Here is a 24,595-nt window from a genome sequence, read left to right on the forward strand (position 1 = left end):
GACCAACGCACGGAGTCACCGAACGGTTCTGCGCCGTCTATCCTCACAGTGTGAGCTCCGCACGCGCGGCGAGCCGGTCGTCGCGATGGTCGACGAATCACCGGCTGCCGCGCTCGCCGGCCGTGTCAACCCGCGTGCATTGTGCGCGAAGATCATCGCGATCTCGCTGCGGGTCTTCGAGACGTTGCTCAGCATCTCGTTCATCGGTTTGAGGCTGGGAACCACGCCGGACACCGCATCGGCATGGTCGAAAGAGGCGGGCGCCGCGGTTCGGGGCCCTGCACGGTAGCGAAATCGAAACGCTGAGGGGTTCAGCCTCCCGCTCATGACTGGCGTCCGCTTGGTGATCTGCGAACGGCGCGACGATGCGCGTCTCGGGCTGCCCCGCACATGGCCGGGGCTGGCGATCAAGGTGACGAACCGCGCGGGCCTGCAGGGCTACCTGGCCGCCTGCGACTGGCCGGCGGGCGACACGGCGGACACCTTCCTCGATTGGTGCGCGGACAAACTGCCGGAGGCCTGGATCCAAATCCGCAGGCCCGCCCCGCCCTGCGCCGGGGAGGCGATCAGCATCACCATGATGGTGGGCATCCGGGGCGCGAAGCCGGACCCGCACGGCGAGATGAAGACCCGCGTGAGGTGGCCCTTCCCGCTCGCGGGCTGGTAGGAACACGCACGCGAGCCCGCATCCGCGCGGCAGCACCGTGCCGGCGCGGCGGCCCGCTGTCAGCCCCGGGGAGATGCCGCCACGCCTCAGTGGCAGTAGGCGATGCCGTCGAGGATCGCGCAGCGGGCGCTGTCGGCCCGATTGGGATCGTCCAGCACCCGCTTCCCGCCCCGCCCGTCCCCGACGAACACGCCCGGCCCGATGGTGACGGAGGGACGTGCGCCGATCCGCACGTCCGGAGGCGGGAGCAGCCGGGAGACCGATCCGTCGCTCCAGACGATGCCGTCCTGCTGGACGAGGCCGCGCCGGCCGTCCGCGCAGGTGACGGCCGGCCCCTCGCGCGAGCAGGGATTGGCGAGCGCGGCGAGCGGCCACACGAGGGCGAACAGGGCGAGCGGCACTCTCACGGCGGGTCCGAAGGGGCGCCGACCTGTGTCGATGGTCATTCCTGGCACCGCTGCACGGTCCCTCGATGTCGCTGGTGCCGGCGGAGGGGATCGAACCCCCGACCTTCGGTTTACAAAACCGCTGCACTACCGCTGTGCTACACCGGCCAACGCCCTCGAAACCTTGCGATTCTCGGCGGTTCAGGGGGCGTTCGGGGCGACTTAAACGATGCCCGGGGGCGCTTCGTCAAGGCACAAAACCGCGCGGCCTCGCGGCCGGCATGCGGGCTCCGGCCCGCCGCTTCCCGGGCTCGGGCGCCCCTTCAGCTCCCCTCTGCGCGAAGGTGTCTCACCGGCCCACGATCCGCGGTGCGACCGTGCGCGCCAGCGTCTCGGCGTTGCGCCGCGCGACCGCGCCGTCGCTGGCGAGCGAGCGGATGGTCAGCGAGTCGCCGTCGCGCAGGATGACGGCGGTCGCGCCGGCGGTCCGGCCCATCGGGTAGGTGGTGATCCAGCCGACCGCCGGGGCGACCGACAGCCCGGACAGGCGGCAATCCGGGCTGCGGGCCTGGCAGAGGGCCTCCAGCTGCGCCAGCGACGTCTGCCCGGAGCGCACGCGCCCCTCGGTGCCGTCGGTCTGCCGGCCGATCAGGACGTCGATCATCGGCCCGCCCTCGCAATCGGGGCAGGCGAGGGTGAGCCGCCCGGCTTCGGCCCGCGACGCGAAGCGACCGCCCAGCGCCGCCGTCGCCTCGCCCGTCACCGTCCTCAGATCACGCACGGCGAACCCCTCCGCCAGCGCGCCGGTGGTGATCAGCCCGATGAGAACCGCGGCGACGCTGCGCATGTGGGTCTTCCCGTTCCACGATCGCCGCTCCATGACCGACGGCCCGGGATGCCTCGGGCCAGCGACCCTCGCGGATCGGCGGGGCCGGAGCAAGGCGATGGGTCGGCCGCGGCGGGGGCGGGCTGCGCCGCATCCGGCCGGAGCGGCGCGCGGTCTGGCGTCAGCGGCGCAGGAGCCAGCCGGCCGCGAAGGCGACGGCGGCCACGCCCAGCAGGGTGGAGGTGGGATGCGTCTCGGCGTAGCGGGTCGCCTCGCGGCGGTAGGCGGTGCCGTGGCGCCGGGCCTCCCGGGCCAGGAGCGCGCCCTCCTGGGTGAGGTGCTCAGCCCGGTCGCGGGCGCGGCCGTAGGCGTACTGCGCCCCGCCGGCCACTTGGTTGACGCCGCCCCGGATCTGCCGGCCGGCATCGCCCGCCAGGGCGCCGAGGGTGGTCTGCGCACGGCCCTTGAGGTGGCGCGCGCCGCCCTGAAGTTGGTCGCGGTTCATGGGAGTCTCGTTCGGTTCGTGAGAGGGAAGCGGGCCGCGGGGCGCGCGGCCCGCCGGGTTCAGGCGCGGTGCAGGGCGGTGTCCTGCGGCGCGAGGGCGCCGTGCGGCGGGAGGGCGCCGAAGCGACCGCCCAGGAAGGCCGCGAGCGCACCGAGCACCAGGGCGAGGGCCGCGTAGAAGGCGCCCTGCGTGGCGGCCGACTTGGTCGCCGCGGCGGCGGCCTCCGCCTTCTGCTTGGCGCTCGCCACCGCCTGCTCGTACTGGCGCTGGTAATCCTGGACCTGCTGGCGGGCCTGGTCCGCCGGGATGTTCTGCGCCCTGGCGAGGGCGTCGGCCGCGCGGGTCTCGGCCTGCTGGCGCTGCGCCGGATCGCCGGTCAGGTAGGCCCGCATCGCCGCGGTCGCCGCGTCGCGCAGGGCGGCCGGGTCCTGGCTGCTCGCCGCGTCGCGCACGCGCTGTTCGATGCCGTCGAGGGGGTTCGCCGCGCGGCCGAGCGCGGGCGCCGCCGCCTGGGCGGCGGTCTGCACGGTGCCGCCGAGCGCGGAGCCGGCGCCGCCCAGCACGCCCGTCACCGTGCTGAAGGCCCCGCCGACGATGCCGCCGACCGTCGAGGTCAGCAGGTAGATCACCACCAGCGTCGTCACCGCCCAGGAGACGAGGCCGTGGAACCCCGCGGTGCTGCCGTCCGGCTTGCCCGACAGGCGGCCGGCCAGGGCACCGCCCGCCAGCGAGGCCAGGATCCCCGATACCACCCACCACAGCCCGGCGCCGAGCGACAGGGTCGTGGCGGCCGGGCTGGCGGATCCGTCGGTGCCGAGGCTGGCCAGGCCGACGCCGACCCCGACGATGTTGAGGACGAGCTGCACCACCAGCGCCAGGACGGCGCCGGCGAAGATCGCGCCCCAGGAGACTTGGTAAGGCACTGGGTACTGCCGGACGGCGCGCGTGTCGGCCGCGCCGGAAGGTGCCAGGGGAGGGGTGTAGGAGGGGGTCACGCGACGACTCCGAATCCGGGACGGGGGAACCGGCGCGCTCAGCGGCGGCCGTGGATGAGGAGGGCGAGCCCGTAGCCGACCAGTCCGGCGATCAGCAGCGAGGCGAGGGGCGCCTCCTCGACCTGACGGCTCACGACGTTGCGGCCCTCGCGCACGGTGTCGTGCGCCTGCGCGTAAAAGTCGTCCGCGAGGTCGGCGGCCTCGCCGGCCGCGTGGCGCACCGCGTCCTTGGCTTGGCCGTAGAGCGCCTCGCCCCGTCCCTGCGCCTCGCGCATCCGGCCCTCCAGGGAGTCGCCGTGGGAGCCCACGAGGTCGCCGACGCCGCTCTGCACCTTGCCGCCCAGCTCCCGCGCGGCGCCCGTGATGCGATCCGTATCAACCATGATGATCTCTCCCGTGTGGTCATCCGGACAGCCGCCCGCCATCCCCGCCCCCGGAACGGAGCGGGACGAGGCATGCCGGCCGCAGCGTCACCGCGCTCATCGCGGTGCCGGTTGGCGGCCCTGTGCTTGCGCGCTGCCCGTGTGATGCCGCCTTCCACTGCGGAAGGAGCGGCCTGCCCGTGTCAGATGCTGCCGCGCGGCGCCTCTTCAATGGTACATAAGGACTAATCAGTTGAATTTTTCGCATCAGGCGAAGTGGACGGGAAGCCCTTGTCGCGCCCCCACAGCATCACCTCGGTGCGCTTGTGGATGCCGAGCTTGCGGTAGAGGGCGGCCGTGTGGTTGCGCACGGTGTTGCGCGACAGGCCGAGCCGCTGGGCGATCGCCTGGTCGCTCAGGCCGGCGCAGATCAGGCTGAGGATCTGGCGCTCGCGCAGGGTCAGGCTGAGGGCGATGTCGCCCTCGCCGTTCCGGCCCGGGTGCCGCAGGTTGGCGAGCTTGTCGATGAGGCCGCGGCTGAACCACGAGGTGTCGGCCATCACGGTCTCGATGGCGGCGAACAACTCGCGCTCGGAGCGCTTGCGCTCGGTGATGTCCTGCAGGACGGCCAGGATGAAGTCCTCGTCGTTGATGACGACGCGCTCGGCCGAGACGAGGCTGTCGCGCTCCGCCCCGTCCTCGTGGCGCAGGCAGACCTCCAGGCCGAGCACGAAGCCGGTCCGGCCGAGGGCCGTCTCGAAGGGCTGGCGGGCATCCTCCTTGACCCAGAGCCCGATCTCGCCGGGGCTGCGCCCCACCACCTTGTCCTCCCCGTAGCCGAACACCCGCGTGAAGGCCTCGTTGATGCCCGTGATGACGAAGTCCTCTGCGCGCGCGAGCAGGGTGGGGACGGGGGTGAGCCGGAAGGCCTTGGCGAAGCGCTCCTCGCTCTGGCGCAGGGCCGTCTCGGCCTTCCGGCGCAGTTCGAGATCCGCGAAGGTGAAGAGCATGCAGGGCTCCTCGCCCATCTCGATCGGCTGGCCGGCCACGATCACGAAGCGGGTGCCGCCGTCCGGCAGGTTCAGGCAGGCCTCCATCTGCGGGATGGTGCGCCCCTCGTGCAGCCGGGCGATCGCGAGGTCGCGGCTGCGCGCGCCCGCCAGCACGTCGATCTCGTAGACGCTGCGCCCGATCACGGCGTCGCGGGTATGGCCGGTCATCTCCAGGAAGCCCGCATTGACCTTGACGTGACGCAGGTCCGAGAGGCGGCAGATCACGGCCGGGGCCGGGTTGGCCGCGAAGGTGCGCTCGAAGCGCTCCTCGGCCTCGAACTGCGCGCTCACGTTCTGGAGGATCAGGGCGTGGCAGGTCGGGCGGCCGTCCGCGTCGGTGGCGATCAGGCTGCGCAGGGCGTGGACGAACGCCGTGTCCGGCTGGTCGGCGCGGGTCACGTCGACGACGACGTCCGTGAAGGTCTCTCCCGCCGCGACCCGTTCGAGCGGGTAGGCGTCGGGCGCGCGGTTGTTGCGGTAGCGCAGGCGGAAGCGCTCGCGGTAGGCGGCCGCCGTCTCGCCGAGGTCGGCGAAGCGCGTGACGCCGTGCATGGCGAGCGCCGCCTCGTTCGCCCAGGTGAGGCGCTGGTCGGGCTCCACCAGGATGACGCCCTCGGCGAGGCCGGCGATGATCTGCCGGAGTTCTGACCTGTCGGCGTCCAGTGCCACTGCCCTAATGCCCCTGATGCGATTGACGATGGGTTCGGAAATGCGCGCCTCGCCGCTTAGTTCCTCCCTCCTCGCTCATGTACTAGTAACTTGATGCCATTGACGTGGTTGGGAGCGCTCGGGCACATCGCCCCTCTGCGGAAGGGCGGCGATCGCCGCCGCGCCGTGCTTCGCTCCGACCGGAGCGAGCGGATCCGTGCCGCCGCTCATCCCCCCGGGCGCGTCGGCACGGCCGAGCGGCCGGACCTGCGCCCGCACGCCGCCGGTCCGGCCGCAGCGCTCCGCCGGTCGCCATCGGGCGCATTTCGCTCTCACCGGCCACCGGGAGTGTGGTACGGCCGGAACGTACTCCCGCATGCAGACGGGAGCGGACCAGCCTCGACGGATGCACCAGCCCGGCACGCACGACACGCTTCTCGTCGCCCTCTCGGTCCTGATCGCGGCGAGCGCCGCCTACACGGCCCTCGACCTCGCGGCGCGCATGCGCGCCGCCTCGGGCTGGCCCCGCGCCGCGTGGCTCGTCACCGCGGCGCTGGCGATGGGCGGCGGGATCTGGTCGATGCACTTCGTCGCCATGCTGGCCTTCACCCTGCCCGGGGTGAGCGTGCGCTACGACCTCGCGCTGACCCTGGTCTCGCTCGCCCTGCCGGTCGCCGTGACGGCGCTCGGCTTCCTGATCGCCGCCCGGGAGAATCCGGGCCGGCTCGCGCTGGGCGCGGGCGGGCTGGTGATGGGATGCGGCGTGGCGGCCATGCACTACACCGGCATGGCCGCCATGCGCCTGCCGCTCGATCTCGGGCACGAGCCGGGCTGGGTCGCCGCCTCGCTGCTGATCGCGATCGGGGCGGCGACGATCGCCCTCCGGCTCGCCTCCCGGACCGTCGGCTTCGCCCCGCGGCTCGGCGCGGCGCTGGTGATGGGGCTGGCGATCGCCGGGATGCACTACGCGGCGATGCAGGGCGCGGTGTTCACCGCCACGGCGCCGGTGGAGGGCGCCGAGGGGCTCGGGGGCGTCCGGCAGACCCATCTGGCGTTCTGGGTGGCGGGCACCACCTTCCTGATCCTCGTCCTGGCGCTGATCGCCGCCCTGTTCGACCGGCTGGTCGCCGACCGGGCGGAGCGCGAGGCGGCGGCCCTGCGCGAGAGCGAGGACCGCTTCCGGCTCCTGCTCCAGAGCGTGACCGACTACGCCATCTTCATGCTCGACGCGGACGGGCGGGTGGCGAACTGGAACGCGGGCGCCGAGCGCATCAAGGGCTACAGCGAGCGGGAGGTGCTGGGCACGCACCTCTCGCACTTCTACACGCCCGAGGACCGCGCGGCGGGCCTGCCGGAGCAGGCGCTGCGCCTGGCCGCGCAGGCGAACACCTTCGAGCACGAGGGCTGGCGCGTCCGCAAGGACGGCAGCCGGTTCTGGGCCAGCGTGGTGATCGACCCGGTGCGGGATCGCGACGGCCGGCTCGTCGGCTACGCCAAGGTCACGCGCGACATCACCGAGCGCAAGCAGGCCCAGGAGGCCCTGGAGCAGGCCCGGACCGCCCTGTTCCAGGCGCAGAAGATGGAGGCGATCGGCCAGCTCACCGGCGGCGTCGCGCACGACTTCAACAACCTGTTGATGGCCGTGCTCGGCAGTCTGGAGCTGCTGCGCAAGCGGCTCCCCGACGATCCCCGCCTGCTGCGCCTGCTCGACAACGCGGTCCAGGGCGCGCAGCGCGGCGCCGCCCTGACCCAGCGCATGCTGGCCTTCGCCCGGCGCCAGGACCTCAAGCCCGAGGCCGTGGCCCTGCCCACCCTCGTGGACGGGATGTCGGACCTGCTGCAGCGCTCGATCGGGCCCGCGGTGCGGATCGAGACGCGCTTCCCGGCCGGGCTGCCGGCCGCGCAGGTGGACGCCAACCAGCTCGAACTCGCCCTCCTCAACCTCGCGGTGAATGCCCGCGACGCGATGCCGGAGGGGGGCACCATCACCATCGCGGCCCGGGAGGACGCGGCGCCGGTCGACTTGGCCGAGGGCCGCTACGTCTGCCTGTCGGTCGCGGATTCCGGCCAGGGCATGGATGCCGAGACCCTGGCGCGGGCGCAGGAACCGTTCTTCACCACCAAGGGCGTCGGCAAGGGCACGGGCCTCGGCCTCTCGATGGTGCACGGGCTCGCCGAGCAGTCGCGCGGCCGCCTCGTGCTCCGCAGCCGCCCGGGGACGGGCACGGTCGCGGAGATCTGGCTACCGGTCGCCCCGGCCGAGGCCGGGGAGCCGGTGCCGGCCGCCACCCCGGCTCAGGCGCAGGCGGTCCCGCGCCGCATGACGATGCTGGTGGTCGACGACGACCCGCTGGTGCTGGAAAACACCGCCGCGATGCTGGAGGATCTCGGCCACCGGGTGATCGAGGCGCGCTCGGGCCAGGAGGCCCTGGGCCTGCTCGGGCGGGCCGGAGCCCTCGACCTCGTCATCACGGATCAGGCCATGCCGGGCATGACCGGCACGCAGCTCCTGCGCGCCATCGCGGCCGCGCGGCCGGAGCTGCGGGCGATCCTGGCCTCCGGCTACGCCGAGATCCCGGCCGACGAGGGCTCGGCCGTGCCGCGCCTGAGCAAGCCGTTCGACCAGGACGGGCTGGCGCGCGCCATCGAGTCGGCCCTGCGGGGCGGCGGTCCGGAGACCTCGGCCCTCCGGCGCTCGCGCACCGGCGGCTGACCGCCTCCGAGGCAGGCCTTCCGGATCAGCCCACGCCGCGCCGGATCGCCACCCCGACGAGGAGGGTGGCGAGCGCCGCCGCACCCGCCCCGTCCTGCAGCGCCCGCGCCGGCTCGTCCGGCATCACGAGCAGCCACACCGCGAGGGTGGCGGCACCGCAGAGGAGGAGCGCGCCGAGCAGTCCGTACCGTGTCACGTCAGCATCCTCGTCCGATTCCCGGCGTCACGCATCCCGGCCGCGACCCGGCTCAGCAGCCCCGGCAGATGCTCCGGTCGATCTGGTCGTCGCGCTTCTCCATCCTGGAGCGCTCGTCGATGCGCCGCTCCATCTCGCGGTCGCCCCGGCCGGAGGGCACCGTCTCGCCGGTGGAGCGCGTGTAGGGCGCGGTGATGGTGGAATCCGGACCGCCGCCGGTCCCGGTCCTGTCGGCCTGAGCGAGGACCGGAACCGCCGCCAGGATGGCGCCGCCGGTCACCAGGGTCGCGACGATGGCTCGCATGCCGGTCTCTCCTCTCGCCCGTCTTCCGCCGGCCCACTCTGCGGCCGGACCGGGCCTCGCCGCAAGCGGGGCCGGAGAGGAAGGGCGGGATCAGGCGGGGTAGCCGGCCTCGCGCGCCCGGATCAGCGCCACCACGGTCTCGTTGACCGGGGTCGGCACGCCGCAGGTCCGGCCGAGGCGCGGGATCGCGCCGTTGATGGCCTCGACCTCGCCGCGGCGGCCGGCCATGTGGTCGAGCAGCATCGAGGGCCGCGCCTCCGGGATCTTGCCCCCGAGCCGCCGGATATGCGCGATCGGGTCCCCGACCTCCATCCGCACGCCGGTCGCCTCGGCCACCGCGATCGCCTCCCGGGCGCAGCCGAGCGCCACGCTCCAGGCGTCGGGATCGGCCATCACCCCGCCGATGGTGAGCCCGGTGAGGCAGCTCGTGCCCGAGAAGGTGACGTTCATGATCAGCTTCTCCCAGACCATGCGCCGCACGTCGTCGAAGAGGCTGACCGTGAAGCCGGCGGATTCCCAGATCGCCGCCGCGGCCCGCAGGCGCGCCGCCGGCAGGCCCGCGAAGGCGCCGAAGCGGATCATCTCCAGGCCGTTGTGGTGAGCGTGGCCGGGGCCGCGCATCGAGGCGCCGAAGCCGCCCACCACCCCGACCGCGATCGCGTCCGGGTCCAGCACCTGGGCTGCCACTTCGGGCGAGCCGAGGCCGTTCTGGATCGTCTGGACCACGGTCTGCGGCCCGACCAGCGGCCGGCTCGCCCGCGCGGCCGCCTCGACATCGAAAGCCTTGGTGGCGATGATGACGAGGTCGCAGATCCCGATTCCTTCGGGGCTCGTGCCGGCGCCGGCGAGCCGCACCGTGCGGTCCCCGCTGGCGCCCTCGACCCGCAGGCCGTGCTCGCGCATGGCCGCCGCATGGTCCGGCCAGAGCGTCACCGCGTACACCGCGTGGCCCGCGGAGGCCATCAGGGCGGCGTAGACCGAGCCCATCGCCCCGCAACCGACGATCGCGACCTTCGCCATCCCGTGCTCTCCCTCAGGCTGCCAGCGCCGGCGCGGCCAGCGCGGCCCGGATCGCGCCGGTCACCTCCTCGGTGCCGGCCGTGCCGCCGATGTCGCGGGTCCGGGGACCGGCGGCGAGCACCGCCCCGGTGGCCGCGCGGATCGCCGCCGCCGCCGCGTCGCAGCGCGCGTCCCCGTGCTGCTGGCCGAGCCAGTCGAGCAGCATCGCCGCCGAGAGGATCGCGGCGACCGGGTTGGCGATGCCGCGGCCGGCGATGTCGGGGGCGGTGCCGTGGCTCGGCTGAAACAGGCCGCGGCTCTCGCTGACGTCGCCGGAGGGCGCCACGCCGAGCCCGCCCACCACGCCGGCGGCGATCTCGGAGGCGATGTCGCCAAAGATGTTCTCGGTGACGACGACGTCGAAGCGCTCCGGATCCGTCACCAGCATCATCGCCCCCGCGTCGATGTAGAGGCGGTCGGTCGCGATGTCGGGATGGCGCGCGGCCGCCTCGTCGAACAGGCGGCGCAGGAAGGCGTTGCTGCGCAGCACGTTGGCCTTATCGAGGAGCGTGACGTGGCCGGGGCGGCCCTGCCGGCGCCGCAGCCGCGCCTGCGCGAAGGTGAGGTCGAACAGTTTTTCGCTGGTCGCGCGCGTGATGGTGAGGCGGTCGCTCGCGCGCTCGTCGCTCGGCTCCGCCGGGTCGTGGCGGCCGGCGAACAGCCCCTCGGTGAGTTCGCGCACGATCAGCATGTCGACGCGCTCGGTGCGCACGCGGCTCGGCACGCCGGGAAACAGGCGGCAGGGGCGCAGGCTGGCGAAGAGGCCGAAATGCTCGCGCAGGTCGATCTGAGGGGCGATCTCGGTGCCGTCCGGGTAGCGCACCGCCGGCAGGCCCATCGCGCCGAGCAGGATGGCGTCGGCCTCGCCGACCGTGCGCACGGTCTCGGCGGAGATCGCCTCGCCGGTCCTCCGGTAGGTGCCCGCGCCAGCCTCGCAGGGCGTGAAGGCGAGGGCGAGGCCGTGGCGCGCCGCGGCATCGGCCAGGATGGCGGCGGCCGCCTGCGTCACCTCCGGCCCGATCCCGTCCCCCGGCAGGAGCGCGATCGCGTAGCTGTCCTTCATCGGAATCCTCCCGATCCGGCCGGGACCGTAGCGCACCCAGGCGTTGCATGCAACACTAGCATGCATCATCTCCGCGCACGGGGTCGAGCCGCGGCCGGGCCGCCAGGGTGTCGAGGATCGGCAGCAGCACGGCCATCCCGCGGCGGCGGTGCGCCTCCAGGGCGGCCTTGGCGGCGGGCGGGTCGCGGCGGGCGATCGCCGCCAGGATCTCGCGATGGTCGCGGTTGGAGGAATCCGGCGGCGGCCGCAGGCGCAGGGTCAGCAGCCGGGCGCGGTGCGCGCGCTCCATCACGGTCCGGGCGAGGCCCGCCAGGATGGGGTTGCCGCAGCGCTCGACGAGGAGCGCGTGGAAGCGGTCGTCGCCCTCGGCCCAGCCCGCGAGGTCGCCCCGCGCCAGCGCCGCCTCGGCGGCCGCGGCCGCGGCCCGGATCTCCGCCTCGACCGGCTCGTCCGCGGGCCGCGCGGCGAGGCGCTCCACCGCCATCCCCTCCAGGCCCATCAGCACCTCGTAGACGTCGCGCATCTCCGGTGCGGTCAGGGCCGCGATGACGAGGCCGCGCTTCGGCTGCAGCCGCAGCCAGCCCTCGTTCTCCAGGCGCACCACCGCCTCGTGGACCGGGGTGCGGCTGACCTCCAGCTCCGCGGCGATCTGCTGCTCGGTGATCTGGGAGCCGGGGGGCAGGTCGCCCCGGATCACCGCCCGCTTGATCCTGAGATAGACCGCGTCGGCGAGGGGCGCGTCCGCGGCGGGGCGCGCCTTGCGGGTTCCGGGCGGATCGAGGGCCAGCGACATGGAGCGCACCGTGCGGACCGGGCGTCACCGGCCGGTGGCGCGCTCGGCTCTTGCATGCGCAGGATGCATGCAGGCCGCGGCTCGTCAACGATCCGGCTCCGCTACCCCCCGGCCGGCAGGTACGCGTGGACCCGGCGCGCGACCTCCGGCCAGTTGTCGAGCCGGCTCAGCGGGATCCGGACCTCGATCAGGAGGTCGTCGTCGAGGAGCCCCTGCGCCACGTCGAGCCGCGCCTCCGGGATGGCGTCGAGGATCACCGCCACCGCGGCCTCGATCTGGGCCTCGCGGTCGGGACCGTACTCGATCAGCACGTGCTTCAGGAGGCGGATCATGGGCGCGTGGTGGCATGGCCGGGCGGGGGCGGCCAGTGCAGCCGGGACACGGTGCGGCGGCCGGAGCCGGCCCGGACCGTCAGCCCGCCGCGGCCGGCGCGTCCTCCCAGACGACGGGATCGCTCGTGAGCCTCAGGCGCTGCACGTCGCGGTCGGGGGCGACCTCCTCGACGTCGATCTCCACCACGAGGCGGTCGGGCAGCCGGCGGCGCCAGAAGCCGTCCGGGCGCGGCGTGACGAAGAAATACACCCGCCCCTCGCCGGGATGGTCGGCGCCGCCGACGCCCGGCTCGTAGATCTTGCGGTCGGTGATCTCGTGGTTGAGCGAGAGCACGCGCTTGAAGCTGAGGTGCCGGTAGCCGCCCCGTCCGGACGCGTCGAGGGGCCGGAACTCCACCGCCGAGGCGCCCGCACCCGCGGGCTGGCGCACCCGGAGGCTGCCGATCCGGAACCGGTTGCGCCTGGGATCGGCCAGCCGGAGGTAGAACAGCCGGCCGCGGGCATCCGGCGCCGCGTTCGTGCCGGCATGCAGCGACCACATGCTCTGCGCCGTCTTACGGGCGGTCCATCGCAGGTGCCGCAGCGTCCGCCACGCGATCAGGGCGCTCGCAGTCGACACCAAGATGGAGACCACGAGGAGCAGTATCATCGCAGTGTCGGAGGGCATCGGGTCGCTTCCGTATGGGCAATCGAGCCCGGATCGTAGCGCCTGATGCTGTTCTGCGCAGCATGATCGACCGGCCCGAAGGCGATCTGGGCCGCACTGTGCCTTTCAGGACTAATGAAGTGTCAAGGCAGCAGCGGATTGACGACCGGCGCCAGGGCGAGGCCGAGGGCGAAGGCCGCGGCGATCAGGCGGCGGATCTGGAACGGGCTCACCATCGGGGATCTCCCTTGCGTTGTCGGGACCCCTGTGCCGCACCGCGCGGCCGGACGGCGTGCGCCACCGCACCCGAGCCGCGCCGCGGACCGGCTCACAGCTGCTCGTGGGCGAAGAGCAGCGACACCACCGCCAGCGCGACCAGGGCGATGATGAAGGTGACGTCGGCGATCCATTCCAGGCGCTCGCTGCGCCCTGCGCCGGAGGTGGCCCGGATCGAGCCGTACGAGCACAGCGCGCTCACCACGAACAGCACCGTGATGTAGGCGAGCATCTCGTCGGCCTGCCGCGTCATGGCGTCGGCCTCGCCGAGCTTCACGAGGCCGATCAGCGTGGAGCACAGGCCTGCCATCGTGGCGGCGTTCGGCAGGATGTGGTGCGACAGCCCGCGGCCGAGGCGGGGAGAGGGCGTGTCCGGGTCGGGCGGGCCGCGTCGCATCGCGCCACGGTAGGCGGCGCACGGTCCCGCGACAACGCGCAGTCGCCCGATGTCCACGCGGCCGGGTGCCGGTTCGGTCCCCGTCGACGTGGCATAATGACAACACGGACTCGCGTTCGGATCCCCGGGAGCCCTTCCGGAGCGTCCGCGCCGCTCCCCTCGTCGCCACGAAATGTTGACGCAACAGTCCACGGCTAGGCCGGCCCCGGTCGAAAGCGGGGCCGGGCTGCGGCGACGGGCCGAGGCGCCGCGCGAGAAGAATGCGGAGGGTGGGGGATGAGAAGCGTGGTTCGGAACCTGACGCGCGGCCTGCGCCGCCTCGGCCTCGCGGCGGCGGCGGGCCTGGGGCTGGCCGGCATCCTGGTGAGCGGGACCGACGCGGCGACGGGCGAGCGCCGGGTGGCCCTGGTGATCGGCAACGGCGCCTACCGGAGCGTGCCCGCCCTCGACAACCCGCTCTCCGATTCCAAGGCGGTGGCGGCGGCCCTCAAGCGGATCGGGTTCGAGGTGGTCGAGGGCTACGACCTCACGCTCGACGCGATGCGCGGCCTCGTGAGCGACTACGCGGCGAAGCTCGACGGCGCGAAGGTCGCGGCGGTGTACTACGCCGGCCACGGCGTGGCGGTTTCGGGCGAGAACTACCTCCTGCCCACCGACACGGTGCTCAAGAGCGAGGCCGACCTCGACTTCCGCACCATGAACATCAACCTCGTGCTGCGGCAGATGCAGCGCGAGGACCGGGTCAACCTCGTGATCCTCGACGCCTGCCGGGACAATCCCTTCGCCAAGGAACTCGCGCGCTCGATCAAGTCGCGCTCGGTGGCGGTCCGCAGCGGCCTCAGCGAGATCGCGGTCAATTCCGCGGCCGGCACGCTGATCGCCTTCGCGACCGACCCGGAAAAGACCGCCCTCGACGGCACGGGCGGGCAGAACAGCCCGTTCACCGCGGCCCTCCTGAAGCACATGGAGACGCCCGGGGTCTCGATCAGCACCGTCATGGACCGGGTGCGCGAGGAGGTGTGGCGCTCCACCGGCGAGAAGCAGCGCCCCTGGGTCAACACCTCGATCATCGGCGAGTTCTACCTCAACCCCGCCGCGGCGCCGGTCCGGGTGGCGGCGGCCTCCCCCGACGGGCTCGCCACCGCGCTGCCGGCATCCGCCGCCCCCTCGGCCCTGGTCGCCCCGCAGGCGCTCGCCGCCCCGCAGGCCCTGGAGATCAAGCTGTGGGAGGCCGCCGAGCGGTCGAACGCCGCCGAGGATTACAAGGCCTACCTGGAGGCCCACCCCAACGGCTACTTCGCCCAGATCGCCCGGAACCGGATCGCGCGCGCGGGCGCCGGCCGCCAGGCGGTGACGGAGGCCGACCTCAAGGAGCCCGGCACCCCGAAGAGCGAGGGCGACCTGAAGCTCTCGGCCAAGGAGCGCACCGAGACGCAGATGCGGCTGCGCGCGCTCGGCTTCGATCCGGGCGGCGCCTCGGGGAATTTCGGCCCGGGCACCCGCCGCGCCCTCACCAACTGGCAGAAGACCCGCCAGCTGCCCGAATCCGGCTACCTGACGAAGGCGCAGCAGACCGCCCTGTGGGAGCAGAGCGAGGCCGACTACCAGAAGCTCCTCGCCGCCCGCCCGCCGGTGGAGCGGACCGCCCGGCCCGCGGCGCCGCGTCCCCCGCGCCCGGCGTCCACCGCCGAGGCGGCTCCGGCTCCCGCGGCCCGGCCCGCGCCGCAGCAGCAGGGCGGGGGCGCCTCGCTCGGGGAGGTCGGCAACTTCCTCGGGGGCGTCGGCAACCTCGTGGGCGGCATCGGCAGCCTGCGCCGCTGACCGGCCGGGTGACCACGGCCTGCGCGGGCGGGAGCGACCATCGGCGCAACTGGACCCGTGGCCGCCGCCATGACAGTATCGCCGGGACGCCTGAACTGGCCGGTTCATCGGGATGTCTCAGAGAGACCTGCGCATCGCCTCGGCCCTGCCGCTCCTTGCAGGACGAGGCGTTCAGAACGCAGTCGAGGCGACACGAGCCGGGTCCGCCGCGCGGCGGGGAACCTCCCGATCTCCTTGTCCAGAGATGCGAGGGTCTCGATGAAGCGTCGCCCAGCCGCCATCCTCGTCGCGGACGTGGTCGGGTATACGCGGCTCAGCGAGATGGCGGAGGAGGACACCCACCGCCGGCTGATGGCCCTGCGCGCGGGCGTGATGGACCCGGCCGTCGCCAGTGCCGGCGGCCAGGTGGTGAAGAACACGGGCGACGGCTTCATCGCCACCTTCGCGGCCGCCGCCCCGGCGGCCCAGGGCGCCGTGGCGCTGCAGCGCGCGCTCATGGAGGCGACCGCCGGGCAGCCCGAGGCCCTGCGCCTCGCCTTCCGGATGAGCGTCCACTTCGCGGACGTCATCGAGGACCATGGCGACATCTTCGGCGACGGGGTGAACGTGGCGGCCCGGCTCCAGGCCTACGCGGAGGCGGGCGACGTGGTGGTGTCGGAGGCCGTCTTCGCCACGCTCGATCCGGACGACCGGGCGCGCGCGACCGACCTCGGCGAGCTGCACCTGCGCAACCACACGCGGCCGGTGCGGGTCTTCGCGCTGCGGGCCGATCCGGCCGCCGGGCCGGCGCGCCGCATCGGCGAGAGCCTCGCCGCGCTCGAAGCCCGGGCCTCGATCGCGGTGCTGCCCTTTCGCCTCACCAGCGACCGGCCCGGCCACAGCTACGTGGCGGACGGGCTGGTCGACTGGATGGTCCGCTCCCTGTCGGGCTTCAAGGACCTGTTCGTGATCTCGCGCGGCTCGACGCTCGCCTATCGGCGCGGGCGCACCGATCCGATCTCGTTCGGCCGCAAGCTGGGCGTGCGCTACGTCATGGACGGCAGCGTGTGGCAGCATGCCGGACGCCTGCGGGTCGGGTCCGAGCTGATCGACAGCGAGACCGGCGCGGTGGTCAGCGCCGACCATTACGAGGGCGCCCTCGACGAGATGTTCGAGCTGCAGGACCGCATCGCCCTCAAGCTCATCCGCACCATCGCGCCGCACGTGCGCGAGCGGGAGCTGCGGCGCGCCCTGCGCAAGCACCCGGAGAGCCTGACGGGCTACGACCTGCTGCTGCAGGCGGTCGACCTCCTCTACAAGATGGACGCGGAGAGCTTCGCCCGCGCCAGGACGCTGCTGCAGCAGGCGATGGCCCTCGACCCCGCCTACGCGCCCCCCTTCGCGTACGCGGCGTGGTGGCACGTCCTGCGCGTGGGCGAACTCGGCTCGCCCGATCCGGCCGCGGATGCGCGGGCGGCGGAGGACCGCGCCCGCACGGCGGTGGAGCGCGACGGCAGCGACCCGCTCGCGCTGGCGATCTACGGCCACGTCCAGGCCTACCTGCTGCGCGATCCGGATACGGCGCGGCGCTTCCTCGACCGGGCGATCGCCGCCGGCCCGAGCGTCGCCATGGCGTGGTCGATGAGCAGCGCCGCGCACGGCTTCGCCGGCAACCCGCGCCTCGCGGTGCAGCATGGCGAGGCCGGGCAGCGGCTGGCGCCCGCCGACCCCTACACGTTCTGGCACGAGGGCATCCTGGCCCAGGCGCATTACCTCGACGGCAGCTACGACCAGGCGGTGGTGTGGGCGCGCAGCGCGGTCGCCCACAACCCGTCGATCCGCTTCAACCTGCGCACGCTCGCGGCGAGCCTCGCGGCGGCGGGCTACCCGCACGAGGCCGCGGCGGCGGCGGCGCACCTGCTGCGGGTCCAGCCGAACTTCCGGCTCAGCGTCTACGCCCCCCGCTGCCCCTTCACGGCGCCGTTCCTGGAGCGCTGGCTCGGGCACCTGCGGGCGGCCGGACTTCCCGAGTGAGAGCGAGAGAGGGCGGCGATGACCGGCAACACGGGCAACACCGGCAATACCGGAAACACGGGGAATACCGGCAATGCCGGGATCAGCGGTGATTCCGGCGGCGGCTGGATCCTGGCCGACCGGGCCGACTTCCCGTTCTCGCTCGAAACCACGCAGGCCGGCACGCAGATCGGCGCGCTGCGCCGCACGGTCCACATCCGCGACGAGACCCCCGGCGGCGCCAACCGCAAGGTGGTGGGGTTTCGCAACGCCGACGCGGCGGGCGCTCTCTCGGTCAGGTTCGACGATCGCAACTGGGCCGGGCGCTGGTACGCGTTCCGGGTGCTCAAGCAATTCGCCGTGCAGAACTGGAACACCCCGGCGCTGCACAACCAGCTCGCCGACATCCTGCTCGCCCTGAAGCTCCCCGTCGGCGCGACGACCGGGCAGGCGATCGAACTCGACACGCTCGTCGCGCTGGCCCGCGACGAGCGCGCCGCGGCGATGGGCGAGATCCTGAACCAGGACATCGAGTTCATCACCGCCTACATGGAGGCCCTGGCGATGACCCCGGGCTCGCATCCACGCACCTTCCGGGTGATCCACGTCGCGAGCCTGATCGGCTCCTACGCGGCCCTGGTGTTCAAGGACGTCTTCGAGCGGCCGCGGCCGTCCTGGGAATGCCCGGCCCTGCTGCCGCCGGTGCCGGTGCCGGGGCACTCCGCCTTCCCGAGCGGGCACGCGACCCAGGCCCACCTGATGGCGGCCTGCCTGGGGCACGTCTTCGCGCTCGCGGGCCTGCCGGCCGCCGACCGGGCGGCGCTCGACGAGACGCTCAAGGCCCTGGCCCGGCGGGTGGCGCGCAACCGCGAGATCGCCGGCCTGCACTACCCGAGCGATTCCCAGGCGGGCGAGATCCTGGCGGCGGCCGTCTTCGCGGTACTCAGCGCCCGCACCGGCGATCCGCTGGACCCCGCCTCCTACACGCTCCGCTCGTTCGGCGACGCCGCCATCAAGGCGGCGCGGGAGTTCAACAGCCAGTTGGTGCTTCCCTGAGGGCCTTCTCCCCGAGAGACCTTCACCGACCATCCTCCGCATGAGGAGCGCGCGATGATCGACGAGGTGGGCGCCGGGCCGGAGACCGGCCCGGAGAACCGGGCGGTCCATCACCATCCCCTGCCGCCGGACGGCTTCGACCCGTCGCGGGCCGACGACGCGGAGCTGCTGGCCCACGGCCTGCCGGCCGGGCCGGGCTTCGCCGCCGGGGCGGCGGCGGCCTTCCGCCGCGCCTTCCTGGCGCCGCCCCGGGACCGCCCGCTGCGCTTCGTGCCCGCGCAGCGGCAGGCCCTGGCGCTCGCCGCCCGCACCGCGCCGCTGCGCACGAGTGCCGCCGCCGGCCGAATGCCCGTGCAGAAGAGCGCGAACTGGTCGGGCGCCTCCCTGGCGCCGCGCGGCGGGCGGCACTTCGTGTCCGTCATGGGCCGCTGGACCGTCCCGACGGTCACCGGACCGGCGGGGGAAGCGGAGCGGCGCAGCTCGACTTGGATCGGGCTCGACGGGCAGGGGTTTTACCAAGATTCCAGCCTGCCGCAGATCGGTACCCTGCAGATCTGGCACCCGGGGCCGCCGCCGCAGGCGGTCTACGAGACGTGGTACCAGTGGTGGGCGCGCGGGCAGGAGAACGCGCCCGAGCCGCTGACGCTGCCGGTGGCGGCCGGCGACGTGGTCAGCGCGATCCTCACCGTGCTCGATCCGACCACGGTACGCTTCAACCTGAAGAACGAGACCCAGGGCCTGATGCTGCAGGCCTTCGACGCCGCGGCGCCCGGACCCTGCCGGATCTCCGGGGCGACGGTCGCGTGGATCATGGAGCGGCCGAGCCCGCTCGGATCCGACGGATGGCATCCCTACGATCTGACCGCCTACGCGCCGTTCTCGTTCAGCGAGTGCCTGGCGCAATCGGCGGGGCCGGCGGGCGGCGCGCTGCAGGAGCACGACCTCGCGCGGGCGCGCCTGATCCGGATGGCGGCGATCGGTGCGGCGCCGACGCGCGTGCGCACGGTCTCGGTGCCGCACCGCGTCCCCGGCCAGCCGCGGGAGGTGCGCCTGACCTATGTCGGTCCGTGATACGGTTACGTTCGATCCGGTCGAGGAAAGACAAAGCGCCTCACCCCTCGCTCGTGTCGGGCGCGGGGAACCCTTCTCCCGTGCGGGAGAAGGGCATGGGGATCGAAGATCCCACATGAGGGTCCCGGGAGGGAGCCGCAGTGAAGTGCTGAGGGTGGTGAGGGGAGCGGAACGGTTCAGAACTCACTCCGGCCGGTGGTGCTGGTAGCGGCAACGTTCCGGGTACTTGTTGCACCCTTCCGGGACCCTCACCCCTACCCCCAGGGCGATCGCATTTGGAAATGATGATCTTCCGCCTCTCCACGCCGATAGGAGGCTTTGCCTCTTCTGGCGAAGCGCCTCCTCGACCGATCGGCGCCACGATCAGAGGAACGAGAACAAATTTCCCATAGGCGATCGCCCTGCTCCTACCCCTCTCCCGCACGGGCTTGGGGATTCACACTTCGGGTCGTGCGCGGTCTCCTCTCCCCGCGCGCGGGGAGAGGGCTCTGCCGACCTCGTCGTCGGCAGAGCGAGGCGGCAGCCGAGGGTGAGGGGGCGCTTCCGGAAGAGCCTCATCCGGCGCCGCCCCCTCACCCTCGCCCTGCGGGCTCGCTGCTTGCACGACAAGGTGCAAGCAGCCCTCTCCCCGCACGCGGGGAGAGGAGATCCCGCGCCTCATTCGGCGATGTGTGAACAGGCTAGCCCGCACGGGAGAGGGGATCCCGCGCGTTATTGATTTCGCAACAGGTCAGGCGGAAATCGCAGGAGGCGCCGTCCGGTCAGGCCGGTTCGAGAGCCGGCGCCAGCGCGGGGCGGGCCGCCCGCGCCCGCGCCTCGGCGGTGAGGCGGCGGGCGAAGCCGAGGACGCTGCGCGCCGCCGCCCGCGCATTCGCCGCGCGGGACTCGGCGTGGGGCATGCCGTCCCGCAGGGCGACGAAGGCCAGCGCCCGCAGATGCTGCGCCTCGGCCCTGGCTTTGGCCCGTACGGCGGCGATCTCGGTCGTCGTTCTCACGACCGTGAACTGATCTCCATCGAGCGGGCGCATGTGTTTCATCCTGGGACGACACGCAGGAACTAGCCCATTCCAGGACACATTCCCACCACAATTGTGACAAGAGCGAGCGGCGTGCCGATCCAAGGTGCGCCTGCGCCCCGGCCCGGCCCGGCCCGGCAAATCCGCCGTTCTGGCTTAACGGAATCCTTCCCCGTCGCCATACACGCTTCGGAGGTACTACGGTCTCTTGCATGCAGGAGTTGCGTCGCATGCGTCACCGTCGCGGTGCCTCGCGCCCGCCATCCCCCGCGCGCCTCGGCGCGGCCGCGCTCCGGCTGGCGGCGCAGGTCGAGGCGATGCGCGAGCCCGCCGCCGTCGCGACGGCCTTCGCCACCTGCCTGTCGGCCTTCGCCGTGAGGCACTACCTCGTCATCGACGCCGCGGGCCGGATCCCCCTGTCGCCGGACACGCTCGCGGTCCGGGTCCTGGCGCTCGACTGGCCGGAGGCCGACTTGCGCTGGACCGACGCGCGCAGGCTGGTGACGGCGGCAGACTTGATCCGACGCTGCCTGGAGGCCGAGCGCCCCTTCGGCATCGACGCCCTGCTGCCCGCCCCGGGCGCTCCCGGCCTGTCCGCGGCCGTCCCCGGCCTGTCCGCGGCCGTCCCCGGCCTGTCCGCGGCCGTCCCCGGCCGCCGGGAGGGGGCAGGGGAGAGACTGTGCGTGCCGGTGCACGGGCCGCAGGGCCTGCGGGGCTGCGTCTGCCTGGCCGGGCGGGCGCCGCCGGAGCCGGAGATGCAGGCCGCTCTCGATCTCGCCGCCCGCGCGGCGTTCGGCCGCCTGCGGGCGCTCGCCGGACCCGCGTGCGAGCCCCGGCCGGCGCCGAGCCCGCGCGAGCGCGACGTCCTCGTCTGGACCGCGCAGGGCAAGACCGCCTGGGAGATCGCCCGCATCCTCGGTCTCGCACGCAGCACCGTCGAGGAGCACGCCCGCAACGCGGTGCGCAAGCTCGGCGCCCAGAACAAGGCCCACGCCGTGGCCCTGGCCCTGCGGGCCGGGATCATATCCTAGGAGTTGTAAACCCCCTGAAAATCGGGTGGTGCAAACTACGTAGACGTGTGCGATGAACGCGCGTCCGACCGCGTCCGCGGGCCGGGTTCCTCCTCGATCACCGTCGCCGCGCCATCGTCCCGGGCGCCGCAGGCGCGCGCCGCCGCGCGGACGGCCGGGCCCGGCGCAGTCTCGCCCCGCCGATCGAAGTGCCATGCGCGTTCTCAAGCTTGTCCTCGGGTTCCTGCTCCTCTGCGCCGGCCTGTACGTCCTCGTGGGCGAGCACTTCGCCGGCACCTCCTCGGACGCCACCGTCAACGCCCGGATGGCGGTGGTGCGCGCACCCGTCGAGGGGGAGGTCTCCCTCGCGCTGCGCAGCATCGGCGCCCGGATCGGGGCGGGGGAGGTGGTGGCCAACATCCTGGACGACCGCTTCGACACCGCGCGGCTGATCGACCTCGAACGCGGCCTCGACCTGCAGAGCCTCGACCTCAAGCGCGTGCGCGCCCAGCGCGCCGCCCTCCAGACCGCCCGCAAGGCCTACGAGACCCAGGTCGCCGACTACCAGCAGGGGCGGGTCCGGCAGATCGAGGCGCGCATCGCCGAGTCCCTGGCGGCGCAGGAGGCGGCCAATGCCCGGCTGAAGGAGGCCGACGCCTCGTGGAAGCGGGCCAACGAGCTGAGCGAGCGCGGCGTCCAGACCGCCGCCAACCTCGACCGCGCCCGCTCGGCCTCGGAGGTCGCCAAGCAGGATCTGGAGAGCGCCCGCCAGCGCGCCAACTACCTGCGTGCCGAACTCGCCGCCGCCCGCAACGGCGTCTTCATCGGCGATTCCTACAACGACGCGCCCTTCTCCTCGCAGCGCATCCGCGAACTCGACCTGCGGCTCGGCGAACTCGGCGCCGAGGAGGACCAGACCGCCGCGCGCATCGCCCAGACCCAGACCCAGATCGCCGCCGAGCGGGTGCGGGTCAACAAGCTCACCTCCGCAGTGCTCAAGGCCCGCGCGCCGGGCGTGGTCTGGGACTTTCTCGTCGACGACGGCGAGTACGTGCGGCGGGGCCAGGACCTGCTGCGCCTGGTCGATTGTTCGAGCCTGATGGTGACCGCGAGCGTGACGGAGGCGCTCTACGACAGCCTGCGGCTCGGCGCCCCGGCCCAGTTCCGGTTCTACGGCGACGACCGGGTCTTCAACGCGACCATCACCCGGCTCGGCGGCTCCGGCGCCGCGGGCCTCTACGCCAACCTCGCGGTCGGCCCGAGCGCCGAGCACCTGAAGCGCTTCGACGTGACGCTGAGCGTGCCGGACCTCGTCGACCAGGCGGAGGCCGGCTGCACGGTGGGGCGCACCGGGCGGGTGATCTTCAGCCAGGGACCGCTCGGGGCCTTCCGCACCTTCGCGACCCGCTACGGGTTCTAGGGGCCGTGCTCACCGTCTCGCCCCTGCTCTCGGCCTTCGCGGCCTCGGCGATCCTCCTCGGGCTCGGCTTCCTCGTCCTGCCCTCGCTCGACCGCACCCGGACGCTCTGGCGAGCGCTCCTCCTCGGCCTCGCCGCCGTGCTGGCGTGGCGCTACATGGCGTGGCGCCTCACCGCCACGGTGCCGCCCTTCGCGCTCGCGCCCGAACCCCTGCTCGCCTGGAGCTTCGCGCTGCTCGAAGGCCTGACGGTGATCTCCTCGACGATCGCCTTCCTGATCCTCACCCGGCTGCGCGAGCGGGGCGAGGAGGCGACGCGGCATGCCGGCTGGTGGCGGCCCGGCCCGCCCCCGCGGGTCGACGTCTACATCGCGACCTACAACGAGGAACTGGAGGTCCTGGAGCGCACCATCGTGGGCGCCAAGGGCCTCGACCACCCGGCGACGCGGGTCTTCGTCCTCGACGACGGGCGTCGGGACTGGCTGCGCGAGGTCTGCGCGCGCCACGGCATCGGCTACCTCGTGCGGCCGGACAACGCCCACGCCAAGGCCGGCAACATCAACCACGCCCTGCGGCTGCGCATGGCCGAGCCGGACGCGCCCGATTTCGTGGCCGTGCTCGACGCGGATTTCGTGCCGCACCGGAATTTCGTCAGCCGGGTGCTGGCGCTGTTTCACGCGCCGACGGTCGGCCTCGTCCAGACGCCGCAGCACTTCTTCAACGCCGACCCGATCCAGCACAACCTCGGCATCAGCGGCGCCTATCCGGACGAGCAGCGCCACTTCTTCGACAACGTCGAGCCCTCCCGCGACGCCTGGGGCATCGCGGTCTGCTGCGGCACCTCCTCGATGGTGCGCACCCGCGCGGTCGCGGCGATCGGCGGCCTGCCCACCGAGAGCGTCACCGAGGACTTTTTGCTCTCGCTGCGCCTCGCCGAGGCGGGCTGGGAGAGTGTCTACCTCAACGAGCCGCTCACCGAGGGCCTCGCGCCCGAGGGCCTGCAGGAATACATCGTCCAGCGGGGCCGCTGGTGCCTCGGGATGATGCAGATCATCCGCAACGTCTACAACCCGTTCGGGCAGAACGGCCTGCCGCTCCGCCACCGGCTCTCCGTGCTCGACTCGCTGCTCTACTGGTCCACCACCTTTCCTTTTCGGCTGGCGAGCCTCCTCTGCCCGCTGTTCTACTGGTACTTCGGGGTGACCGTGGTGAATGCCTCGGTCGAGGAGATCGTCGCCTATTATCTTCCCTACTATATCGCCGTGATGATGACCCTGAACTGGCTGTCGAACGGCCTGTTCGTGCCGATGCTGAACGACGTCTCGCAGCTCCTGGCGGCGTGGCCGATCACCCGGGCGGTCGCCACCGGGCTGCTCACGCCCGGACCGCACAAGTTCCGCGTCACCGCCAAGGGCGGCGACCGCACCCGGGTGGTGGTGCAATGGCCCCTGATGCGGCCCTTCCTGGTGCTGCTCGCCCTGACGCTCGGCGGGCTCGTGGTCTCGCTCGCCACCGATTTCACCTTCAACTACAGCCACGTGGCGGGGGACGGGCGGGTCATCATCCTGTTCTGGACGCTCTACAACCTCGTGGTGCTGGCCCTCGCCATCGCGGCCTGCATCGAGCGGCCGCGGGCCGACCGGCCCCTGCGCCAGCAGGTGGAGCGCGTGGAGCTGACCCTCGGCGCCCGGCGGCTCGGGGCGTGGCTCGTCACGCTCGGCACCGGCGAGGCGCGCCTCTCAGGGCCGGCGGGCCTCGCGCCCGGAGAGGCGGGCCACCTCGTCCTGCCCGGGATCGGACCGGTCGCGGCCCGGGTGCTGGACGAGACGCCGGACGGGTGCCGGCTCGCGCTCGCGCCCGACCGCGAGCAGCAGGCGCGCCTGATCGCGCGGCTCCACACCACCGAAGGCGCGCCCGGCACCGGGCGGGGCGACCTCGCGCTCATGCTGCGCGACCTCGCCCGCAGCCTCAGCCGATAGACGAAGGAGAGGC

At 73.2% G+C, this 24,595-nt stretch carries 25 protein-coding genes and 1 tRNA gene; 10 read left to right on the forward strand and 16 right to left on the reverse strand.

Annotated elements, in window-relative coordinates; translation table 11 throughout:
- Positions 1–85: 85 nt before the first annotated feature.
- Positions 86–289 (forward strand): hypothetical protein, encoded by a 204-nt coding sequence (locus tag ACKUB9_RS04675; RefSeq protein ID WP_407519920.1) that lies wholly within the window; start codon positions 86–88, stop codon positions 287–289.
- A 36-nt stretch (positions 290–325) separates the two neighbouring features.
- Positions 326–667, forward strand: coding sequence for a hypothetical protein (locus tag ACKUB9_RS04680; protein ID WP_407519921.1), 342 nt, complete (start codon positions 326–328; stop codon positions 665–667).
- Positions 668–753: 86 nt separating this feature from the next.
- On the opposite strand, the gene ACKUB9_RS04685 is transcribed toward ACKUB9_RS04680, so the two are convergent.
- The 7 genes from ACKUB9_RS04685 to ACKUB9_RS04715 form a co-directional block, all read right to left on the reverse strand.
- On the reverse strand, positions 754–1,113 hold the full coding sequence (locus ACKUB9_RS04685; protein ID WP_407519922.1) for a hypothetical protein: 360 nt from the start codon (positions 1,111–1,113) through the stop codon (positions 754–756).
- 33 nt (positions 1,114–1,146) lie between these two features.
- A tRNA-Thr gene (locus ACKUB9_RS04690) sits at positions 1,147–1,221 on the reverse strand.
- A gap of 181 nt (positions 1,222–1,402) precedes the next feature.
- Complete coding sequence (locus tag ACKUB9_RS04695; protein ID WP_407519923.1) at positions 1,403–1,900, reverse strand: hypothetical protein; 498 nt, start codon at positions 1,898–1,900, stop codon at positions 1,403–1,405.
- A gap of 160 nt (positions 1,901–2,060) precedes the next feature.
- The gene (locus ACKUB9_RS04700) at positions 2,061–2,384 is read right to left on the reverse strand and encodes a CsbD family protein (protein WP_407519924.1); all 324 of its coding nucleotides are present in this window, start codon (positions 2,382–2,384) and stop codon (positions 2,061–2,063) included.
- 59 nt (positions 2,385–2,443) lie between these two features.
- A complete protein-coding gene (locus tag ACKUB9_RS04705; protein WP_407519925.1) occupies positions 2,444–3,379 on the reverse strand; it encodes a PhnA-like protein in 936 nt (311 codons plus the stop codon).
- A gap of 38 nt (positions 3,380–3,417) precedes the next feature.
- Complete coding sequence (locus ACKUB9_RS04710) at positions 3,418–3,762, reverse strand: CsbD family protein (protein ID WP_407519926.1); 345 nt, start codon at positions 3,760–3,762, stop codon at positions 3,418–3,420.
- Between the two features lie 224 nt (positions 3,763–3,986).
- Positions 3,987–5,462, reverse strand: coding sequence for a helix-turn-helix transcriptional regulator (locus ACKUB9_RS04715; protein ID WP_407519927.1), 1,476 nt, complete (start codon positions 5,460–5,462; stop codon positions 3,987–3,989).
- 385 nt (positions 5,463–5,847) lie between these two features.
- On the opposite strand from ACKUB9_RS04715, the gene ACKUB9_RS04720 reads away from it, so the two are divergent.
- Positions 5,848–8,154 (forward strand): MHYT domain-containing protein, encoded by a 2,307-nt coding sequence (locus ACKUB9_RS04720; RefSeq protein ID WP_407520086.1) that lies wholly within the window; start codon positions 5,848–5,850, stop codon positions 8,152–8,154.
- Positions 8,155–8,179: 25 nt separating this feature from the next.
- Here ACKUB9_RS04720 and ACKUB9_RS04725 read toward each other — a convergent pair whose 3' ends face one another.
- From ACKUB9_RS04725 to ACKUB9_RS04760, 8 genes are all read right to left on the reverse strand, one after another.
- Entirely contained in the window at positions 8,180–8,350 is a 171-nt protein-coding gene (locus tag ACKUB9_RS04725; protein ID WP_407519928.1) for a hypothetical protein, read from the reverse strand.
- Positions 8,351–8,402: 52 nt separating this feature from the next.
- The gene (locus ACKUB9_RS04730; RefSeq protein WP_407519929.1) at positions 8,403–8,654 is read right to left on the reverse strand and encodes a hypothetical protein; all 252 of its coding nucleotides are present in this window, start codon (positions 8,652–8,654) and stop codon (positions 8,403–8,405) included.
- A 90-nt stretch (positions 8,655–8,744) separates the two neighbouring features.
- On the reverse strand, positions 8,745–9,674 hold the full coding sequence (locus tag ACKUB9_RS04735; protein WP_407519930.1) for a ketopantoate reductase family protein: 930 nt from the start codon (positions 9,672–9,674) through the stop codon (positions 8,745–8,747).
- 13 nt (positions 9,675–9,687) lie between these two features.
- Positions 9,688–10,776, reverse strand: a complete 1,089-nt coding sequence (locus ACKUB9_RS04740) for an isocitrate/isopropylmalate dehydrogenase family protein (protein WP_407519931.1) — start codon at positions 10,774–10,776, stop codon at positions 9,688–9,690.
- A gap of 55 nt (positions 10,777–10,831) precedes the next feature.
- A complete protein-coding gene (locus tag ACKUB9_RS04745; protein WP_407519933.1) occupies positions 10,832–11,569 on the reverse strand; it encodes a GntR family transcriptional regulator in 738 nt (245 codons plus the stop codon).
- Positions 11,570–11,670: 101 nt separating this feature from the next.
- On the reverse strand, positions 11,671–11,901 hold the full coding sequence (locus tag ACKUB9_RS04750; RefSeq protein WP_407519935.1) for a hypothetical protein: 231 nt from the start codon (positions 11,899–11,901) through the stop codon (positions 11,671–11,673).
- 79 nt (positions 11,902–11,980) lie between these two features.
- Positions 11,981–12,568: a hypothetical protein gene (locus tag ACKUB9_RS04755; RefSeq protein WP_407519936.1), complete on the reverse strand. Its 588-nt coding sequence runs from the start codon at positions 12,566–12,568 to the stop codon at positions 11,981–11,983.
- A gap of 307 nt (positions 12,569–12,875) precedes the next feature.
- Positions 12,876–13,220, reverse strand: coding sequence for a hypothetical protein (locus ACKUB9_RS04760; protein ID WP_407519937.1), 345 nt, complete (start codon positions 13,218–13,220; stop codon positions 12,876–12,878).
- A gap of 276 nt (positions 13,221–13,496) precedes the next feature.
- Between ACKUB9_RS04760 and ACKUB9_RS04765 the strand changes: the two genes are divergently transcribed.
- From ACKUB9_RS04765 to ACKUB9_RS04780, 4 genes are all read left to right on the forward strand, one after another.
- A complete protein-coding gene (locus ACKUB9_RS04765; RefSeq protein ID WP_407519939.1) occupies positions 13,497–15,041 on the forward strand; it encodes a caspase family protein in 1,545 nt (514 codons plus the stop codon).
- Positions 15,042–15,299: 258 nt separating this feature from the next.
- Positions 15,300–17,054 carry an adenylate/guanylate cyclase domain-containing protein gene (locus tag ACKUB9_RS04770; protein ID WP_407519940.1) on the forward strand — a complete coding sequence of 585 codons (1,755 nt, stop codon included), beginning with the start codon at positions 15,300–15,302 and terminating at the stop codon, positions 17,052–17,054.
- Between the two features lie 18 nt (positions 17,055–17,072).
- Complete coding sequence (locus tag ACKUB9_RS04775; RefSeq protein WP_407519941.1) at positions 17,073–18,089, forward strand: phosphatase PAP2 family protein; 1,017 nt, start codon at positions 17,073–17,075, stop codon at positions 18,087–18,089.
- A gap of 54 nt (positions 18,090–18,143) precedes the next feature.
- The gene (locus ACKUB9_RS04780; RefSeq protein ID WP_407519942.1) at positions 18,144–19,160 is read left to right on the forward strand and encodes a G1 family glutamic endopeptidase; all 1,017 of its coding nucleotides are present in this window, start codon (positions 18,144–18,146) and stop codon (positions 19,158–19,160) included.
- Positions 19,161–19,921: 761 nt separating this feature from the next.
- Here the strand turns inward: ACKUB9_RS04780 and ACKUB9_RS04785 are convergent.
- Positions 19,922–20,188, reverse strand: a complete 267-nt coding sequence (locus ACKUB9_RS04785) for a hypothetical protein (RefSeq protein ID WP_407519943.1) — start codon at positions 20,186–20,188, stop codon at positions 19,922–19,924.
- A gap of 218 nt (positions 20,189–20,406) precedes the next feature.
- On the opposite strand from ACKUB9_RS04785, the gene ACKUB9_RS04790 reads away from it, so the two are divergent.
- The 3 genes from ACKUB9_RS04790 (at position 20,407) to ACKUB9_RS04800 (ending at position 24,582) form a co-directional block, all read left to right on the forward strand.
- Positions 20,407–21,207: a helix-turn-helix transcriptional regulator gene (locus ACKUB9_RS04790; RefSeq protein WP_407519944.1), complete on the forward strand. Its 801-nt coding sequence runs from the start codon at positions 20,407–20,409 to the stop codon at positions 21,205–21,207.
- Positions 21,208–21,400: 193 nt separating this feature from the next.
- Positions 21,401–22,606: an HlyD family secretion protein gene (locus tag ACKUB9_RS04795; RefSeq protein ID WP_407519945.1), complete on the forward strand. Its 1,206-nt coding sequence runs from the start codon at positions 21,401–21,403 to the stop codon at positions 22,604–22,606.
- A gap of 5 nt (positions 22,607–22,611) precedes the next feature.
- Positions 22,612–24,582, forward strand: coding sequence for a glycosyltransferase (locus tag ACKUB9_RS04800; RefSeq protein WP_407519946.1), 1,971 nt, complete (start codon positions 22,612–22,614; stop codon positions 24,580–24,582).
- Positions 24,583–24,595 lie beyond the last annotated feature (13 nt).

Origin of the sequence: Methylobacterium oryzisoli (assembly GCF_046557895.1) — a bacterium.
Classification (GTDB): Bacteria; Pseudomonadota; Alphaproteobacteria; order Rhizobiales; family Beijerinckiaceae; genus Methylobacterium; species Methylobacterium oryzisoli.

Excerpts from the sequence above, each read along its gene's own strand:
- ACKUB9_RS04720 (WP_407520086.1), top strand. The coding sequence starts at position 5,848 with ATGCACCAGCCCGGCACGCACGACACGCTTCTCGTCGCCCTCTCGGTC.
- ACKUB9_RS04740 (WP_407519931.1), bottom strand. The coding sequence starts at position 10,776 with ATGAAGGACAGCTACGCGATCGCGCTCCTGCCGGGGGACGGGATCGGG.
- ACKUB9_RS04695 (WP_407519923.1), bottom strand. The coding sequence starts at position 1,900 with ATGCGCAGCGTCGCCGCGGTTCTCATCGGGCTGATCACCACCGGCGCG.
- ACKUB9_RS04755 (WP_407519936.1), bottom strand. The coding sequence starts at position 12,568 with ATGCCCTCCGACACTGCGATGATACTGCTCCTCGTGGTCTCCATCTTG.
- ACKUB9_RS04735 (WP_407519930.1), bottom strand. The coding sequence starts at position 9,674 with ATGGCGAAGGTCGCGATCGTCGGTTGCGGGGCGATGGGCTCGGTCTAC.
- ACKUB9_RS04680 (WP_407519921.1), top strand. The coding sequence starts at position 326 with ATGACTGGCGTCCGCTTGGTGATCTGCGAACGGCGCGACGATGCGCGT.
- ACKUB9_RS04730 (WP_407519929.1), bottom strand. The coding sequence starts at position 8,654 with ATGCGAGCCATCGTCGCGACCCTGGTGACCGGCGGCGCCATCCTGGCG.
- ACKUB9_RS04700 (WP_407519924.1), bottom strand. The coding sequence starts at position 2,384 with ATGAACCGCGACCAACTTCAGGGCGGCGCGCGCCACCTCAAGGGCCGT.
- ACKUB9_RS04775 (WP_407519941.1), top strand. The coding sequence starts at position 17,073 with ATGACCGGCAACACGGGCAACACCGGCAATACCGGAAACACGGGGAAT.
- ACKUB9_RS04675 (WP_407519920.1), top strand. The coding sequence starts at position 86 with ATGGTCGACGAATCACCGGCTGCCGCGCTCGCCGGCCGTGTCAACCCG.
- ACKUB9_RS04795 (WP_407519945.1), top strand. The coding sequence starts at position 21,401 with ATGCGCGTTCTCAAGCTTGTCCTCGGGTTCCTGCTCCTCTGCGCCGGC.
- ACKUB9_RS04790 (WP_407519944.1), top strand. The coding sequence starts at position 20,407 with ATGCGTCACCGTCGCGGTGCCTCGCGCCCGCCATCCCCCGCGCGCCTC.
- ACKUB9_RS04770 (WP_407519940.1), top strand. The coding sequence starts at position 15,300 with ATGAAGCGTCGCCCAGCCGCCATCCTCGTCGCGGACGTGGTCGGGTAT.
- ACKUB9_RS04785 (WP_407519943.1), bottom strand. The coding sequence starts at position 20,188 with ATGCGCCCGCTCGATGGAGATCAGTTCACGGTCGTGAGAACGACGACC.
- ACKUB9_RS04750 (WP_407519935.1), bottom strand. The coding sequence starts at position 11,901 with ATGATCCGCCTCCTGAAGCACGTGCTGATCGAGTACGGTCCCGACCGC.
- ACKUB9_RS04685 (WP_407519922.1), bottom strand. The coding sequence starts at position 1,113 with ATGACCATCGACACAGGTCGGCGCCCCTTCGGACCCGCCGTGAGAGTG.
- ACKUB9_RS04710 (WP_407519926.1), bottom strand. The coding sequence starts at position 3,762 with ATGGTTGATACGGATCGCATCACGGGCGCCGCGCGGGAGCTGGGCGGC.
- ACKUB9_RS04765 (WP_407519939.1), top strand. The coding sequence starts at position 13,497 with ATGAGAAGCGTGGTTCGGAACCTGACGCGCGGCCTGCGCCGCCTCGGC.
- ACKUB9_RS04780 (WP_407519942.1), top strand. The coding sequence starts at position 18,144 with ATGATCGACGAGGTGGGCGCCGGGCCGGAGACCGGCCCGGAGAACCGG.
- ACKUB9_RS04760 (WP_407519937.1), bottom strand. The coding sequence starts at position 13,220 with ATGCGACGCGGCCCGCCCGACCCGGACACGCCCTCTCCCCGCCTCGGC.
- ACKUB9_RS04745 (WP_407519933.1), bottom strand. The coding sequence starts at position 11,569 with ATGTCGCTGGCCCTCGATCCGCCCGGAACCCGCAAGGCGCGCCCCGCC.